We start from the raw sequence: 16,282 nt of genomic DNA, 5'->3' as shown, positions 1-16,282 counted from the left end.
GCCTCGTTAACCACGGCCTCATTAGACAATGGGCCATAGTTTTATTAATCAATGAAGTTGTCGTTTATGGTTATTTGTTCCACAACGACTTATGGATTTTCCCGGTCTGGTGGTACTCCCCCACCAGCTCAATAAACTCTTTAAAATCACGATTCTCTTCCACCAGACGGTTCACAGACTGCCAGTCAACGCTGGTACGTTCACGCGCCGGGATCAGCGTCTGGCTGTTAGTGAAGTCATGCGGATCGAGTAGGATCACTCCAATGCCATGCAACGCACAGAGCATCTGGAGCTCGCGCTCCACGCTACGCTGCTTATCTTCATTAATTTCAGTCGCCACCAGGTAGCCAAAATGCGCCCAGCTGGAGTTGCTGACAGCCTGGAAAAAGCATTCACGCACATTGCTGCGGTTAAGTTGCTTCTTCACTTCAAAAGACCACAGCCGTGTCAAACGCCCTTCGCTGTGGCGAACACAGTTTTGAACCACATCGTCCCACTCTTTATCAAGAGGCTCCAATGCGACAATATCGGGATAAAGCCAATGGTTGCCACCTAACCCTTTGTTGTTGCTTGAGCGCTTTTCGTCAATACGACGGCACAATAGCCCTTCTTCCTGAGAGAGATAATCAATCAGGATCGGATACAACGAATGCTCGGTAAAGCTAACAGTATCAACCGTTGGTTCGGGGGCTATATTAGCATCCGCCTGTTCAACCACAGATTCCCCCCAATAAAACAATCTTGGTCTTGGCTTATCACGCGTCATCACCTGCGGACACATAGCTTTCGCTTTAACAGTCCGACTGCCACCAACTTCAGCGGTAATTTGGCTTAAAAAAGCCTCATCGCTGGCAAAACGTGGATTTTTACGTTTTTCAGCCAGTTCAGCGCTATAGTGATCAATTATTTTCTGCGCCAGCTGGCGGGCCGTGAACTGCTTGCCGGGATTCGCTTGTAACACGTTGATTATCATCTGGGGACGGCTGGTCATATGTACGCCTGCGGTTATATGCATCACCTTGCAAGCAGCGCCTGCTCTACGATGCGTGACTGAAAACTCCTGTAAATAAACGCAGTTTACCTTCCAGTGTTACAGACATAAAGCATCGATTTCCATCTAATTCCCGTGATTTGCAACGATTGAACTTCACAGCTTTTGCGGGCATGATCGCAATAAGATCATCCAGCCAACGGTTCATCCCTGTGATTTCTCTTGCAACGCTGCAATCAGCCATCTCCAACGTCTCTGTCTGGCGTCAGGGTGACGTATGCGCGCCGCATAAACCGCTACTGCTGTTGTATGTACTGTCGCAGTACAAAGCAGGCCATCCACGCCTGTTTAACTACGGCCTGGAAATCCACGAACCGCTTACTCGCCTGCTGAAAGAGTTTGGCCCCAAGCGACGCACCGACTATCCCAATATGCCGTTCTGGCGACTGCGAACTGACGGTTTCTGGGAGATCACTCATGCGGAAGGCTGCAAACCGCGTAAGGGAAATACTCAGCCGACAAAGAAAGAGTTAATAGATAATCAGGTCGCGGGCGGTTTTGATGAAGCGGCTTATCAACAATTGCTGGCACACCCTGAGATGATCGACCAGTTGGCTCAGAAGATCCTCACCGATCGCTTCCCGGAAAGTATTCAGCGGATCCTTGCCAACCAACTGGGATTCGATTTTATCGATCGCTCCAGGAACCGCGATCCGCGTTTCAGGGATATCGTTCTTCGCGCTTACCACTCACGGTGCGCGTTCTGCGGTTACGATCTCCGGCTGGATGGTGCGCTGGTTGGTATTGAAGCGGCGCATATTCACTGGAAAGCATATGGTGGTCCGTGCGTGGTAAATAATGGCCTGGCGCTCTGTACATTACACCATGACGCGTTTGATATGGGGGCATTCGGGCTGGACGAGAGTATGACCATCCGCATCTCCGGCGGCGTCAGTCGTAGTCCGGTGGTAGACCATCTATTCTGGCACCGGGACGGCCAGCAGTTATTCCTCCCTTATGACAAAACGCAGTGGCCTGCTGAACAGTATGTTGGCTGGCACCGTAAACAGATTTTCAAAGCCTGAAAATACGCAACGGCCGTTAAGCCCGTTGTTCGTTACATCACCGCAGTTCTATCACTCTCGCCCGCTCAGCCTGCTTTCGGTAGTGGTCGTATCGCTCCCGGAACCATGCTTGCTGTTCATCACTCATATTGCCGGTCACGGCATCGATATCCACTGGCTGGCCCAGGGCGTGCATACGGGCAAAACTGCGTGCCAGAAAATCAAAATTCTTTAATGCGTTTATATCTTGTTGGTTCATTAGCATATCCCTCCAGTCATTGTGATTACTGTTCAAGGTCATATGCTTTTCTGATTTCATTATCCGCCTGAAAAAGATCATTTTTTGAGCGATGCGTGCGCATCAATCTGCCTGCGTTCACATTTCAGGAACGACAAAACTCTTCAGTCCCGGTAATGATTTTCCCTCCCTTTTATCACCCGCTCAGAAAATACTACCGCCAGCCATGCAGTAAGTTCGCCATGTATCCGGAAGGTGCGAACGGCGTAAATGCGCAGGATACCCGTACCATTCCATCCCGCAGGGAAATGCCCTGCGAAGGGTGTTCCCTGCTCATTTACAGGAGAAACACCATGTCGCTTTTCGATAAAAAACCGTCGTTAATGCTGGTGGTTATCGCCCCTGATGTCTGGCAATCCGCTGTGGAATTTCCCGCCGACCCGCAGCAGGTGGAAGAACGGCTGGGCAATCTGTTGCTCGCCGTACTGCTGACCCTGCGCACCGCCGGGACATCCCGCAAGAAAGTCACTTTTACGATCTACTGCCAGCCGCCGCAGGGCGATATGAAAGTCCCTGTCGCGTTACTGTTGTCGCTCAACTATCACGGCCACTATGTGCAGGTCTCGATGGCTGAACAGGCATAACCTCTCCCCGCCGGAGTCGCTTCCGGATGGAGGCAGCTCTGGCTTCTTCCATGAGGATCGCACAATGGACAGAAGCAACGATATCTACCAGAAAGTGACCGACCAGATTATTACTGAGCTGGAAAACGGTAATGTGCCGTGGATCCGCCCGTGGCGGGATGGCGAGCCGCCGTTCCCGATCAATGCGTTAAGCCCCCAAATCGTGTGGATGTCAATGGATGAAAAAAGACCAACACGCAAAGACCACAAAATAAAATGGCTATTAAAAAGATAAATTATCTTTAATTACAAACGGATATGGACGAATCTGGACGGAAATGGATACAAAAAAGCCGCCCTTAAGCGACTTAATCTTGCATCTTATGGTGCCGAAGGCCGGACTCGAACCGGCACGTATTTCTACGGTTGATTTTGAATCAACTGCGTCTACCGATTTCGCCACTTCGGCACTGAAGGGGATGCGGAAACGTTGTGGATTATACCTGTCGCGCGCCGCCATGCAAGCGGCGACGCGCTAAACCGCGTTAAGTGCCCAAAAAACCAGCGCTCCCGTCAATCCAGTTCCGTCACCGCCATCCGAATCACCCTCGCCGCCTTCTGCTCCGGCAGCTTCAGCACCTTACCCCACATCGCCTGTACCATCTCGCAGGTAAGCTTCTCTTTGCCCACCGCGTTCTCCGGCATCACCAGCAGCTGGATATCCTTGCCGTACTGAACAGTGAGTTCCTGCATAATCGGCCGCACATCCTCCACCGCGGCGGCGTGTTCTTCCGGGGTCACGGTGTGGCGAGCTTTACTCCAGCCCGCGCGCATCATTTCGGCGTCGGCCTGCATGCGGCGCTGCATCAGATCTTTATCCAGCACCCGCATCGGGTTGATGCCCCCCTTCACGCCCGGGAACAGGAAACGAAAACAGGCGTCGTCACTCACCTTCTGAATGGCGGCCGTCTGCTCCATGTTGATCTTCATATACGCCACCGCATTCGCGTCGGGGGCATATTGCAGGCGCGACATCTGCAGGCTAAGGATCTGCGGCTGGGCCACGTCGATAATGTCCTGCTCAGAATCGCCCGCTTTTTGCATAGTGAGGATCTGCTCGCGAATACGTGCCACAAACCTGGGGTCCTGCTCTTTCAGCACCTGCCAGGAGGGCATGGCATTAAGCGTGGTATCAAGCCGGTGTTCGGGCGTGTTTTGCAGGCGTTGCTTGTCGTAATAAACCCAGAAGGCTACTGCTGCGGAGATAACTGCCACTGCGACTATAGGTGTCCACGCTCTTCTCATCGTTACGCATCCTTAATCCTTTAGCTATGCCGATTTACACCGGCACGCCGCTATGGAAGCGAAACTCGTTATCCGGTGTTGAGATAAGTGTGGCTTCAATTTCACCAAAAAGCTGTATCCGGGAAGAGATATCCTCGTCGCTGACCTGTTGGGCAAGCGTCAGATAGTCCTGATAATGCCGCGCCTCGGAGCGCAGCAGCGACAGGTAAAACTTCTGCAGATCGTCGTCGAGGAACGGTGCCAGCGCGGCGAAGCGTTCGCAGGAGCGGGCTTCGATATAGGCGCCGCAGATGAGCTTGTCGATCAGCGTCAGCGGCTCGTGGGTGCGCACGGCTTTCAGCATCCCTTTAGCGTAGCGACTGGCGGTGATTTTGACGTAGGGGATGTTGCGGGTCAGCATCGCCTCCCGCACCTGCCAGAAGTGGTGCAACTCCTCTTTAATCAGCAGCACCATGCTGTCGATGAGCGCCTGGCCCCAGGGGTCGTCGGTTTTCGGCATCACGCTTTTGCCAATCTGCTTATGCAGGGCGACGAAGTCCGGTTCCGGGCCTTCGCGGAAGGTAAAGGCTTCGTAGGGCTTGAGCCACTCGAGCAGCGCGTCGGCCCCGCTCTCGTCGGCGACGTATTTACGCACTAATAACAGCGCGGTCTGGGCGGCTTTGAGCTCGCACACCATATGGTCGGTGAGCAGCAGCGGCAGGTTCGCCGGGTCGCGGGCTTGATCAATCCATGCTTGCGGGGTCGGGCACTGGAGGAAGTGTAAAACAGGGGCGAGTATCTGCGGGTAGTCCATTATTTTTCCTGAAGCGACAGCCGAAGCTGCCGCAAATACACGTCGCCCTTCACGCTGCCTCTTCGTTGGCTGCCTTCGTTCACCCCAGTCACTTACTTATGTAAGCTCCTGGGGATTTACTCAGTTGCCGCCTCGATGCAACGCGAATGACTCGTGTATTGAATCAATTAGTGACGCACGCCGTCGTCATCTTCGTCGATGAAATCTTCGTCGTCTTCGTCACCCTCTTCGCCGTTCGGATCTTCGAAGTAGGTGCCCCAGCCGTCGTATTCCACTTCAAACTTCTCGGCCAGGTTCATCAGCTGTTCTACCTGGGCGTCGATCAGCTCTGCCTTCAGCGCGCCTTCGCTCAGGATGTCGCAGCAGATGACGGTGTCGCCCTCTTCCACTTCCAGCTCTTCCGGCTCGGTCACTTCATAACCCAGACGGAACGCTTCCACCGCCAGTTTCTCCAGCGCCTCGAAATCATCCGCAGAGAAATGGTGCTCGATGGTGTAGAGCGCATCCGGATCGCTGCCGTCTTCCAGCAGTTCTTCAATAATCAGTCGCGTCTCTTCGCGCTGTTCTTCCAGCAGTTCTGGGTTTGCCATGGCTCGTTCCTCTTTAAAGTGCGGCAGATACTTCTATTTTCACACACGGATGTGTTTGCCTCCACCTTTGTAAGAAAGATTTGTGCAACGGGGTTGCATGTGCATATTGATACAGATAAAGTGAATTTTAATTCAATAAGTGGCCTTTGCCATGTGAGGATAAAATGTCTGAACTGTATAAAAAACATTTCCTGAAATTGCTCGATTTTACCCCTGCACAGCTCACCTCTCTGCTTGCCCTGTCAGCAAAGCTGAAGTCCGATAAGAAAAAAGGGACAGAAGTACAGAAACTTACTGGCAAAAACATCGCGCTCATCTTCGAAAAAGACTCAACCCGCACACGATGCTCTTTCGAAGTTGCCGCATTTGACCAGGGCGCTCGCGTTACCTATCTCGGGCCGAGCGGCAGCCAGATTGGGCATAAAGAATCAATTAAAGATACCGCTCGCGTGCTGGGCCGGATGTACGACGGCATTCAGTATCGCGGCCACGGCCAGGAAGTTGTCGAAACCCTCGCGGAATTTGCCGGGGTGCCGGTGTGGAACGGGCTGACCAACGAGTTCCATCCCACCCAGCTGCTGGCGGACCTGCTCACCATGCAGGAGCATCTGCCGGGCAAGGCGTTCAACGAGATGGTGCTGGTCTATACCGGCGATGCGCGTAACAACATGGGTAACTCGATGCTGGAAGCAGCCGCGCTGACCGGGCTGGATCTGCGTCTGGTGGCACCCAAAGCCTGCTGGCCGGAAGAGAGCCTGGTGGCGGAGTGCAGCGCGCTGGCAGAAAAGAACGGCGGCAAAATCACCCTCACCGAAGATGTCGCGGCGGGCGTGAAGGGCGCGGACTTTATCTACACCGACGTCTGGGTGTCGATGGGCGAAGCCAAAGAGAAGTGGGCCGAGCGTATCGCCCTGCTGCGTGGCTATCAGGTGAATGCGCAGATGATGGCGCTGACGGGTAACCCGAATGTGAAGTTCCTGCACTGTCTGCCGGCGTTCCACGACGACCAGACCACGCTGGGTCAGCAGATGGCGAAAGAGTTCGATCTGCACGGCGGGATGGAAGTGACGGACGAGGTATTTGAATCGGCGGCAAGTATTGTATTTGACCAGGCAGAAAACCGGATGCACACCATTAAAGCGGTAATGGTCGCGACCCTGGGTGAATAACGGTTGCGTTTAAATAACGGGAGGGTTCTGGCCCTCCTGCTTTTCAAACTATCCGTTCGGGATATTATTAATTTGCTGTTACCCGCACCTTACCGTAGGGGCACTTTTTAAAAATACATTTAACCGGGGCATCGCACTGTTTGCTCTCCGGATCGCGATGGCCAGGGCATCTGGACATGTTGTGCATCACGCGCCACAGGGTGTGGCTGTATTTATCGATTTGCAGGATATTGATATCGCGTAGCTCGTCGTTCACGAATAAACGGTTATAAATCACCTTTATTTCATCGCCCGGTTTAAAAAGCTGCTCGCTGTTATACCACAGAATATATTTATGATTATGCTGAGTAAGAACTTTTGAAAATAACGTTCCTGTGGCCGGACTGGCAATAGTACCTAAAGTGATCCATGTTTTAGAAGCGGTCATCAAAATACCTTTTAAACGAGCATGCAGAAAGCGGAAAGCCATACGGTAAATAAGTGTAAAAGAACAATCAAAATGTGGTAATAGGTACAGCCTATCCTTTCAATCAAGGGTAATAAGCCTCAAAGTTTACTTAAGTCAAATTACAGCAGCATGAATATGACCCGGCGTAAAGAACCTGCCTCCCGCATCGATTGATTTTTCAGCGTAAACAGGGTACGTTTTGGCCCTGATTCCAGCGCGGATGTCCCGATCTTATGCCTATTATTCAATCTGTTGAACGTGCCTTACAGATCCTCGATCTGTTTAACGAACAGGCGACGGAACTCAAAATCACCGACATCAGTAAACAGATGGGCCTGAGTAAAAGTACGCTCCACTCGCTCCTCAAAACCCTGCAACTGCACGGCTATATCGATCAGAACCCGGAGAACGGTAAATATCGCCCCGGCATGAAGCTGGTCGAGCGCGGTCACTTTGTGGTGAGCACCATGGATATCCGTCAGAAAGCGAAGCACTTCCTGACGGCGCTGTCGGAACGTACCGGGCAGACCACCCATCTGGGCATTCTGGACGGGCGCGAAGGGGTCTATATCGAGAAGATTGAAGGCAAGCTGGCGGCCATCGCCTACTCGCGCATTGGCCGTCGCCTGCCGGTGCATGCTACCGCTATCGGCAAAGTGCTGATCGCCTGGCTGGGCGAGGCCGAGCTGAACACGCTGCTTGAGGGTTATCAGTACACAACCTTTACCCCGGCGACCCTGGCCTCCCGCGAGGCGCTGCTGGCCGCGCTGGCGCAGACCCGCGAGCAGGGTTATGCCCTCGACAGCGAAGAGAACGAGCAAGGGGTGCGCTGCGTGTCGGTCCCGGTGCGTAACCATGAATCCCGCGTCATTGCCGCCCTGAGCCTCTCCACCTTAACCTCCCGGGTGGACGACGAGGAGCTGGCCCGCTTCCGCGAGCAGTTGCAGGAGGCCGGGCGCCAGCTCTCACGCGCGCTGGGCTACCCGGCCTGAGCCGTTATACCGGCTCGTAAGTGAAGTAGTCGAAGTCGGCGTGACAGCCGTCACCGCTGATATCCTCGCAGTGCAGCCCCACAAACGCGCCGGTAAAGAAGCCTCGCCCGCCGATATAGTCATCCGACAGCTTCCACGCCTCGTACGTGACCGGCACGGTGTGCCACTGCTCCCCGTCAAAGGAGTAGCTGTAGCGGTAGACCAGGCGATCGACATCCACCCGCAGCCAGATGCTCTCTGCGCTCTCCGGCACCGGGATGGGCTGCTCGTGCAGCGGCCATGACGGCACGTTGTGGTCAAGCTGGATCACCTTGAGGGTTCTGCCCTGCCCCTCCTCATAGTCCACAAAGCAGTAGCTCCAGTTTTTGCTGTTGTAGTAGCAGGCCAGCCCCGCACTCTGCTGGAAGTGACGCGGGGCAAACTCCATCCGCGTTTCCGCCCGGAAGGTGAAGTGCTGCCAGCGGCGCGCCACGGTGGACTGGGTGAAGGTCGAGTTCAGCGAGTCGTTGCCGTACAGGCGTAAAAAGCCTTTACGGGCCCGCAGGGAGCCGAGGGAGTCGTCGAACGGAATGCGCAGGGTCTGCAGCTCCGGGTCGAGGCGCTCGCCGTCGAAGTCGTCACGCCAGTTGGTCTGCGCCACGGCGGGGCTCTCGGTCATCTGCGGGCCAGGCACCGTCAGTTGGGCATGCTTACCGCCTTCCACGTACGGCCAGCCGTCGCGCCATTCAATGCGCGCGATCCCCGTCTCACGCCCCAGGGAGCAGTATCCGCGCCCGCCGGAGCCCAGCAGCGGAATACCCGGCAGCCGCTGCGGGCGGCTGGTGAGATAAGCCATGTACCACTCTCCGGTGTGGGTCTGAAGCAGCGAGCCGTGGCCGCTTTTTTGCAGCGGGTTCTCCGGCAGGTGCCAGCTGGTCATCATCGTCACTTCCGGGTGTAGCTCGTAGGGCCCGTCGATGGTTTTTGAGCGCAGCACTACCACCGCGTGCTCATAGCTGGTGCCGCCTTCGGCGACCAGCAGATAGTACCAGCCATCCTTACGGTAGATATGCGCCCCTTCGGTGTAGCAGAGCGGCGTGCCGGTGAAGAGGGTTTTGCGCTCCGGCGACAGCGTGCAGGTCTGCGGATCGTACTCCTGCATCACGATGGTGTTATGCGGGTTGCTGTGGTGGCGCGGCCCCCACGGGCGGTAGATATAGTATTTTCGGCCATCGTCATCGTGGAACAGGGAGGGATCGAACCCGCCATTGCCCATCGGGATCGGCTCGCTCCACGGCCCCTCGATGGAGGGGGCGGTGACCAGGAAGTTGCGCCCGTTTTTCCACGGGGAGTCGACAATCTTCACATCGGTATAGAGCAGCCAGAACTGCCCATCGGCGTAGCTCAGGCACGGCGCCCAGATGCCGCCGGAGTCCGGGTTGCCCTTCATGTCCAGCATCGACACGCGATCCAGCGGAGTGCTTACCAGCCGCCAGTTCTTCAGATCCCGGGAGTGGTAGATGCGTACGCCCGGGAACCACTCGAAGGTAGAGGTAGCGATGTAGTAATCCTCGCCCTGGCGACACATCGACGGGTCGGGGTTAAAGCCGGTCAGAATCGGGTTGGTAATGGTGTACATAGTGCCTCCTCCTTAATGAGATGCTGCCGTTGCCGCGGCGGGAATGGCTTCGCCCTGCGCTGCGCGATGTTTGAGTAACTGCTGGCTGATGGCTTCCACCCGCGCATCGGTGAGTTTGTAAAACGACAGCATGATGAACATGCCCACGTAGAGCGCCACTGGCACCACGCAGAACAGAATTTTGATGGTGGTGAGCACCTCTACCGGCTGCACGCTGCTGCTGGCGGAGTAGTTCACGTATGCCAGGATCCAGCCCACCACCGCGCCGCCAATCGCCAGGCCGATCTTCAGGCTGAACAGGTAGGTGGAGAACACCAGCCCGTCCAGACGACGGCCGCTGCGGCTCTCTTCGTAATCCACCACGTCGGAGGCCATCAGCCATTGCAGCGGCGTGGTGGTGTTAAAGACAAACAGGAACACGATGTTGAGGGCAAAGATCAAAGCGATATGCTCGGCCGGGGTGAAGAAGATCAGCAGGCTGATCAGGGAGTAAGCGACGATGATCCACTTGAAGGCCTTAACCCGGTCGAAACGGCCCAGCAGACGGGAAGAACAGAGCGAGCCAAACATGGTGGCGATGCTGCCGTAGAGCAGGAACTGGGTCGCCAGCTCCGGATGATCCATCACATATTTCACAAAGTAGAGCGTTGCCCCGCCGCGCACCACGTTAGAGCAGGTCGCCATCATTTTGAAGGCGCACATGATCCGCCACTGGCTGTTGCCGAGCAGCAGCTTCAGATCTTTCGCCACCGACGATCCCGGCTGCACCTCAAAGGTGTAGCGCTCTTTGGTGGTGAAGAAGCAGACGAACAGCAGCACCACGCCGCAAAGCCCCAGCACACACATCGCGCCGAAGTAACCCAGCTGCTCGTTGCCTTTCCCGATGATCCCCACCAGCGGCAGGGCAATGCCGCTGATCGCCAGCGATCCCGCCGCAGCAAGGAAGAAACGCCAGGACTGCATGGCATGACGCTCCTTCGGATCGGCGGTGATCACCCCCGGCATGGCGCAATAGGGTACGTTCACGAAGGTATAGACCAAGGTCAACAGGATGTAGGTGACGCAGGCGTAAATCACTTTGCCATTGGCAGAGAAGTCCGGCGTGTAGAAGGTGAGCATGCAGACGAGGCCAAACGGGATAGCGCCCCACAGCAGGAACGGACGGAACTGGCCGTAACGGGTGCGGGTACGGTCCACCAGCAGCCCCATCAGCGGGTCGGTTACCGCATCCAGCACGCGGGAGACTAAAAACAGCGTGCCCATAATCCCGGCGGATAAACCAAACACATCGGTGTAGAAATAGGCCAGCAGAAACATGGTCGCCTGCCAGACAAAGCCGCAGGCAGTGTCACCCAGCCCGTAGCCAATTTTATCTTTCATGGTTAATGGCATCATCAGAAATACACCCTTATTTAGTGTGCTGAATTCACAATAACGTGTTAATAGAGTGTAATAAGCTGATTAATTTATCAGCAATGGCCATATCTTATTTCTTAATTACGTTATTTTGCTTTTGTGACACTGCTCGATATATATCAAATGACTGTTTTAAAAGCGTAAAAATAAATAAATTGCAGGCATGAAAAAGCCGTCCACGGAATATTTTCCGTAGACGACAAGAGCGATAAATATAATTAAATACCGAGCGCTTTTTTACCGGCGTTAATAACCTCGATGATTTTATCCGTGTCGTAAATACACCCTTTCCAGGTGCCGCCGCTCACCGACTGTAATGCCGCCCACAGACGCGTATCGTCGGGTAAAAATTCATGGGCATGCAGTTCAGGATGCGGCTGGCGACGTGCCAGTTCAATGGCGCCCTCTTCCGGAGTGAGCGGCGTCAGTGGCGTGCCGATAAAGTTCACGCTGCCGGTCAGGGTAAGACGGTCCACCACAATCTCGATGATGTCGTTATCGCGCAGCTTACCAATCGGCCCACCGGCCAGCGCCTCGGGGGCCACATGGCCAAAACAGGCCCCGGTGGAGACGCCAGAGAAGCGGGCATCGGTGATCAGCGAGACCGTTTTACCCCAGGAAACATGCTTCAGCGCCGAGGTGAGCTGGTAGGTCTCCTCCATGCCGGTGCCGGACGGCCCGCCGCCGATCACCACCATGATGTCGCCCTGGGCGATCTCGCCGTTTTTGATTGCCTTGATCGCCCGGGCTTCCGAGACGAACACCCGCGCCCGGCCGGTATGACGGTAAACGCCATCCTCACCCACCACCGACGGGTCGATGGCCGTGGCTTTGATCACCGATCCCTCCGGCGCGATGTTGCCCACCGGGAAGGCTACTGTGGAGGTGAGCCCGCGGGCGTTTGCGCGCTCCGGCGGCAGGATCACATCATCCGGATCGACGCCGTCCTGCTCGCGCAGGCACTGGCGGAAGCGTTCCCGCCGCTCAGAGCCCTGCCACCAGTCGAGGTTTTCCCCTACCGTCTGGCCGGTAACGGTCATGGCATCCAGATGCAGCAGACCGAGATCGCGCAGATGGAGCATCACTTCCGGCACGCCGCCCGCGAGGAAGGCCCGCACCGTCGGGTGGTAATCCGGCCCGTTCGGTAATACGCTCACCAGCCGCGGCACCTTGCGGTTGATGCGCGTCCAGTGCTCCACGTCCGGAATAGTGCAACCCGCTGCGTGGGCAATGGCGGGGATATGCAGCAGCAGGTTAGTGGAGCCGCCAAAGGCGGCATGGATCACCATCGCGTTTTCAATCGCTTTATCGGTGAGGATATCGCGGGTGGTGATGCCGCGGTTATCCAGCTCAATCACCGCCCGCGCGGACTGACGGGAGATCTCCAGCCATACGTCCTGCCCTGACGGGGCCAGCGCCGAATGGGGCAGCGCGAGACCTAAGGCTTCCGCCACCACCTGCGAGGTGCCTGCGGTGCCGAGAAACTGGCAGCCGCCGCCCGGTGTGGCGCAGGCGCGGCAGCCCAGCTCGGCGGCCTCCTGCAACGAGAGTTCATGGTTGGCGTAACGCGCCCCGATGGTCTGCACCTTGCCGGCATCTTCGCCGAAGGTTGGCGGCAGCGTGGCCCCGCCCGGCACCAGAATGGTCGGCAGAGTATGCATCGCGGCCAGGGCGATCATGGTGGCAGGCAGCCCTTTGTCGCAGGTAGCGACGCCAATCACCGCCCGGCGCGTGGGTAGGGAGCGGATCAGACGACGAAACACGATGGCCGCATCGTTGCGGTACGGCAGGGAGTCAAACATGCCGTGGGTGCCCTGGGAGCGGCCATCACACGGGTCGCTGACAAACGCGGCGAACGGGATCCCGCCGTTGCGGGTGATCTCTTTTGCCGCCGCCTGCATCTGCAGGCCAATCTCCCAGTGACCGGTGTGGTAACCCAGCGCCACCGGGCGGCCATCTCCCGCGCGGATCCCGCCCTGAGTGCCGATAATCAGCACCTCTTTGCCGGTGAGTTTGTTGGCATCCCAGCCCATCCCGGCGTTCTGCGTCATGCCAAACAGATTGCCGCTGGGGGATTCCATCAGCATCTGCGGGGTCAGGGGCAGCGCCCCCTGCGGCCCCGCCGCGTGGGTGATCACCGAATAGAAGGCGTCATCCTGCGGGGTAAAAATGGTTTCTATCGACATCGTAACCTTCCGGTTCAGCAGAGCTTGAGCTGTTGCAGCAGCGTTTTCAGCTGCGCCTTGCGCGTGTCATCCAGCGGCCCGGCAGGCGGCAGCACGTGGGTGGAGACCGGGCGCACGCACAGGGAAATCGCCTCTTTGATCACGTTCACAAACGGCGTATCCAGCTGATACATCTGCGGGATTTGCAGCAGGGTCTGATGATACTGCGCCGCCCGGGCCAGGTCGCCGTCGCGGAAAGCCTGCAACAGGTTGACTGACACCTGCGGGGCAAAGTTACCGCTGGCGGAGATTGCCCCGTCGCCCCCCAGCAGCAGGGTGTTGAACAGGTGATCGTCGTAACCGCACAGCACCACAAACTGCGGGTGCGCCGCTTTGACGGTGAGGACCATGCTGCGCAGATGGGCCACCGAGTCGATGGTGTCTTTAATGCCCACGATATTGGCCCGGGAGTCCACCAGGGTTTTAACCAACTGCGGGGTCAGATCCTGCCCGGTCAGGGCCGGGAAGTTATAGAGGATCACCGGCAGGGTGACGCTGTCGGCCACCTGTTCGAAGTAGCGGATCAGGTTCGCTTCCGACACTTTCCAGTAATAGGGATTGATCACCACGATGCCGTCGGCACCGGCCTGCTGGGCGTGCTGGCTCAGCTCGATGGTTTCCCGGGCGTTAGTGCCTCCGGTACCGATAAGTACCGGCACACGACCCTTCACGTGCGCGATGGCAAATTCGGCGATCGCTTTGCGCTCCGCGGTGTTGAGCTGGGAAAACTCCCCGCCGCTGCCTAAAAAGAACAGGCCATCGACACCGGCGTCGATCATATGGTCGATAAGCGCGGCGCTGCCCTGCTCATCCAGCTTGCCGTCGGCGGTGAAGAGGGTGGAGACAGGGGGAATAATGCCCGAGAACTGCACGGTCTGCTGCATGAGAACTCCTTGCTGACTCATTTTGTTCTACATTATAGAACATCGTTCGTTTATTTAACTTTTATACTAGAACGCGAAGAAAGCGAAGGACAATCAGGTAACACGAGGGTGTGTCGGTTTTTTAAGCTTGATCACAGAACGGAATGAAAGGATGAAACTCCCTCTCCCGACGGGAGAGGGGAAAGGCGTCAGGCCACCAGCATCTTCACAACCACTTTGCGCACCTGCGCCGGGTTGCCCACCGCGCACAGCGGCTTGTGGACTTCGCCGGGATAGAAGACCACGAAATCACCTTCGCTCAGCACCACGGTTTTCTCCTGCTCGCCTTCCGGCAGGAAAGCGATGTCTTTATCCGCCAGCCAGTCGGTGTCCGGCGTGCCGTTTGGCAGGGTGCTGAAGGTCATCCCTTCCTGGCCTTTCAGGACGATCTGAATGTCCAGATAACGGGCGTGGTACTCCGCGCGACGCTCGGCGAACGGCTGGGTCATATCTTCGGAAACCAGATAGAACAGGTTGTTGCCGTCGATGTCGTGTTTACCGGTCGGGGTAGCATCGGTCACGTGCGTTTTAACGTGTTCGATCGCCTGACGCAGCTCTTGTGGCAGCCAGGCCTGGAGATTATGAATATTACCAACGATCATGTTTAAACCCTCAATATAAAACACCGTTTCATTTTAAACTTTTATACGAGAATTTCAGCTGCCATACCACCACTTTTTGACCGGGATTTGCACTTGCGCATAACCATGCACGCCCAACCGTTTTCGCTGCGTAAAGTGTGCATTATTCGCTTGATCCGCGGGTCAGGCTGCGTATAATGCCCCACAATTTGCCAGGAGGAAGCATGCTCAAACATGTTCGACAGAGTGCCCCAGCGCGTCTTAAAGCAGACGCTGGCCTGCTGTTTTTCTTCCCGTTGCGATCCCTATTCCAGAAGCCCCTCATTTGAGGGGCTTTTTTTTGCCCGGCGTCAGGAGATAAAAATGAATCCGCTTTATCAAAAACACATCATTTCCATCAACGACCTCAGCCGTGAAGAGCTGGAGCTGGTTCTGGCAACCGCGGCAAAACTGAAAGCCAATCCACAACCGGAGCTGCTGAAGCACAAGGTGATCGCCAGCTGCTTCTTCGAAGCCTCCACCCGTACTCGCCTGTCGTTTGAGACCTCTATCCACCGCCTTGGGGCGAGCGTGGTGGGCTTCTCCGACAGCAGCAACACCTCGCTCGGTAAAAAAGGCGAAACCCTGGCGGACACCATCTCGGTCATCAGCACCTACGTTGACGCCATCGTCATGCGTCACCCGCAGGAGGGTGCAGCCCGCCTGGCGACCGAGTTTTCCGGCGGTGTTCCGGTGTTGAACGCCGGTGACGGCGCCAACCAACATCCAACCCAAACCCTGCTGGATCTGTTCACCATTCAGGAGACCCAGGGCCGCCTGGAGAACCTGAATATCGCCATGGTCGGCGACCTGAAATATGGCCGTACCGTCCACTCCCTGACCCAGGCGCTGGCAAAATTCAATGGCAACCGCTTCTACTTTATCGCCCCGGACGCGCTGGCGATGCCGCAGTACATCCTCGATATGCTCGATGAGAAAAACATTCAGTGGAGCCTGCACGCCAGCATCGAAGAGGTGATGGGTGAAGTGGATATTCTCTATATGACCCGCGTGCAGAAAGAGCGTCTGGATCCATCGGAGTACGCCAACGTGAAGGCGCAGTTCGTCCTGCGCGCCAGCGACCTTGAAGGCGCACGCGACAATATGAAGGTGCTGCACCCGCTGCCGCGTATCGATGAGATCACCACCGACGTGGATAAAACGCCGCACGCCTGGTACTTCCAGCAGGCCGGAAACGGCATCTTCGCCCGTCAGGCGTTACTGGCACTGGTTCTGAATCGCGATTTAGCTCTGTAAGGGAAATGAC

17 protein-coding genes, 1 tRNA gene and 1 pseudogene are annotated in these 16,282 nt (G+C 56.3%); 7 read left to right on the top strand and 12 right to left on the bottom strand.

The window, feature by feature from the left end:
• Positions 1–70: 70 nt before the first annotated feature.
• The gene (locus GNG26_RS02325) at positions 71–991 is read right to left on the bottom strand and encodes a COG2958 family protein (RefSeq protein WP_156237657.1); all 921 of its coding nucleotides are present in this window, start codon (positions 989–991) and stop codon (positions 71–73) included.
• Positions 992–1,203: 212 nt separating this feature from the next.
• Here GNG26_RS02325 and GNG26_RS02320 point away from each other — a divergent pair, with 212 nt between their 5' ends.
• Positions 1,204–2,076 carry a phosphorothioated DNA-binding restriction endonuclease gene (locus GNG26_RS02320; RefSeq protein WP_156237656.1) on the top strand — a complete coding sequence of 291 codons (873 nt, stop codon included), beginning with the start codon at positions 1,204–1,206 and terminating at the stop codon, positions 2,074–2,076.
• Between the two features lie 37 nt (positions 2,077–2,113).
• Here GNG26_RS02320 and glgS read toward each other — a convergent pair whose 3' ends face one another.
• On the bottom strand, positions 2,114–2,314 hold the full coding sequence (gene glgS / locus GNG26_RS02315) for a cell surface composition regulator GlgS (protein ID WP_020845974.1): 201 nt from the start codon (positions 2,312–2,314) through the stop codon (positions 2,114–2,116).
• Between the two features lie 332 nt (positions 2,315–2,646).
• On the opposite strand from glgS, the gene GNG26_RS02310 reads away from it, so the two are divergent.
• Together GNG26_RS02310 and GNG26_RS22775 are read left to right on the top strand one after the other, a co-directional pair.
• Complete coding sequence (locus GNG26_RS02310; RefSeq protein ID WP_156237655.1) at positions 2,647–2,937, top strand: hypothetical protein; 291 nt, start codon at positions 2,647–2,649, stop codon at positions 2,935–2,937.
• A pseudogene (locus tag GNG26_RS22775) lies at positions 2,906–3,130 on the top strand (ArdC-like ssDNA-binding domain-containing protein); the annotation flags it as partial. The gene GNG26_RS02310 and the pseudogene GNG26_RS22775, both read left to right, overlap by 32 nt.
• 170 nt (positions 3,131–3,300) lie before the next feature.
• Here the strand turns inward: GNG26_RS22775 and GNG26_RS02300 are convergent.
• From GNG26_RS02300 to rraB, 4 genes are all read right to left on the bottom strand, one after another.
• Positions 3,301–3,385, bottom strand: a tRNA-Leu gene (locus tag GNG26_RS02300).
• A 104-nt stretch (positions 3,386–3,489) separates the two neighbouring features.
• The gene (locus tag GNG26_RS02295) at positions 3,490–4,221 is read right to left on the bottom strand and encodes a topoisomerase II (protein WP_156237654.1); all 732 of its coding nucleotides are present in this window, start codon (positions 4,219–4,221) and stop codon (positions 3,490–3,492) included.
• A gap of 34 nt (positions 4,222–4,255) precedes the next feature.
• Complete coding sequence (gene miaE / locus GNG26_RS02290; RefSeq protein ID WP_156237653.1) at positions 4,256–5,014, bottom strand: tRNA isopentenyl-2-thiomethyl-A-37 hydroxylase MiaE; 759 nt, start codon at positions 5,012–5,014, stop codon at positions 4,256–4,258.
• Between the two features lie 167 nt (positions 5,015–5,181).
• Positions 5,182–5,604 (bottom strand): ribonuclease E inhibitor RraB, encoded by a 423-nt coding sequence (gene rraB / locus GNG26_RS02285; RefSeq protein ID WP_103178050.1) that lies wholly within the window; start codon positions 5,602–5,604, stop codon positions 5,182–5,184.
• Positions 5,605–5,768: 164 nt separating this feature from the next.
• Between rraB and argF the strand changes: the two genes are divergently transcribed.
• Positions 5,769–6,773, top strand: a complete 1,005-nt coding sequence (gene argF, locus GNG26_RS02280) for an ornithine carbamoyltransferase (RefSeq protein WP_156237652.1) — start codon at positions 5,769–5,771, stop codon at positions 6,771–6,773.
• A 67-nt stretch (positions 6,774–6,840) separates the two neighbouring features.
• Here argF and GNG26_RS02275 read toward each other — a convergent pair whose 3' ends face one another.
• Positions 6,841–7,200, bottom strand: a complete 360-nt coding sequence (locus GNG26_RS02275) for a hypothetical protein (protein WP_114316038.1) — start codon at positions 7,198–7,200, stop codon at positions 6,841–6,843.
• Positions 7,201–7,454: 254 nt separating this feature from the next.
• Here GNG26_RS02275 and GNG26_RS02270 point away from each other — a divergent pair, with 254 nt between their 5' ends.
• Positions 7,455–8,213 (top strand): IclR family transcriptional regulator, encoded by a 759-nt coding sequence (locus GNG26_RS02270; RefSeq protein WP_156237651.1) that lies wholly within the window; start codon positions 7,455–7,457, stop codon positions 8,211–8,213.
• A gap of 4 nt (positions 8,214–8,217) precedes the next feature.
• On the opposite strand, the gene GNG26_RS02265 is transcribed toward GNG26_RS02270, so the two are convergent.
• The 5 genes from GNG26_RS02265 to GNG26_RS02245 form a co-directional block, all read right to left on the bottom strand.
• The gene (locus GNG26_RS02265) at positions 8,218–9,831 is read right to left on the bottom strand and encodes a glycoside hydrolase family 43 protein (RefSeq protein WP_156237650.1); all 1,614 of its coding nucleotides are present in this window, start codon (positions 9,829–9,831) and stop codon (positions 8,218–8,220) included.
• A 12-nt stretch (positions 9,832–9,843) separates the two neighbouring features.
• Entirely contained in the window at positions 9,844–11,226 is a 1,383-nt protein-coding gene (locus tag GNG26_RS02260) for an MFS transporter (RefSeq protein ID WP_156237649.1), read from the bottom strand.
• A gap of 239 nt (positions 11,227–11,465) precedes the next feature.
• Entirely contained in the window at positions 11,466–13,433 is a 1,968-nt protein-coding gene (yagF, locus tag GNG26_RS02255) for a xylonate dehydratase YagF (RefSeq protein ID WP_156237648.1), read from the bottom strand.
• A gap of 14 nt (positions 13,434–13,447) precedes the next feature.
• Positions 13,448–14,356 (bottom strand): dihydrodipicolinate synthase family protein, encoded by a 909-nt coding sequence (locus tag GNG26_RS02250; RefSeq protein WP_156237647.1) that lies wholly within the window; start codon positions 14,354–14,356, stop codon positions 13,448–13,450.
• A 188-nt stretch (positions 14,357–14,544) separates the two neighbouring features.
• The gene (locus GNG26_RS02245) at positions 14,545–14,997 is read right to left on the bottom strand and encodes a YhcH/YjgK/YiaL family protein (RefSeq protein WP_156237646.1); all 453 of its coding nucleotides are present in this window, start codon (positions 14,995–14,997) and stop codon (positions 14,545–14,547) included.
• A 176-nt stretch (positions 14,998–15,173) separates the two neighbouring features.
• Between GNG26_RS02245 and GNG26_RS02240 the strand changes: the two genes are divergently transcribed.
• Complete coding sequence (locus tag GNG26_RS02240; protein WP_370463881.1) at positions 15,174–15,305, top strand: pyrBI operon leader peptide; 132 nt, start codon at positions 15,174–15,176, stop codon at positions 15,303–15,305.
• 34 nt (positions 15,306–15,339) lie between these two features.
• The gene (gene pyrB / locus GNG26_RS02235; protein ID WP_103823059.1) at positions 15,340–16,272 is read left to right on the top strand and encodes an aspartate carbamoyltransferase; all 933 of its coding nucleotides are present in this window, start codon (positions 15,340–15,342) and stop codon (positions 16,270–16,272) included.
• The last annotated feature ends 10 nt before the right edge of the window (positions 16,273–16,282 follow it).

The organism is Leclercia sp. J807 (assembly GCF_009734465.1).
Lineage (GTDB): Bacteria > Pseudomonadota > Gammaproteobacteria > Enterobacterales > Enterobacteriaceae > Enterobacter.
The sequence above is the reverse complement of the archived record's forward strand: the minus strand, read 5'-3'. Positions and strand labels throughout refer to the sequence as shown.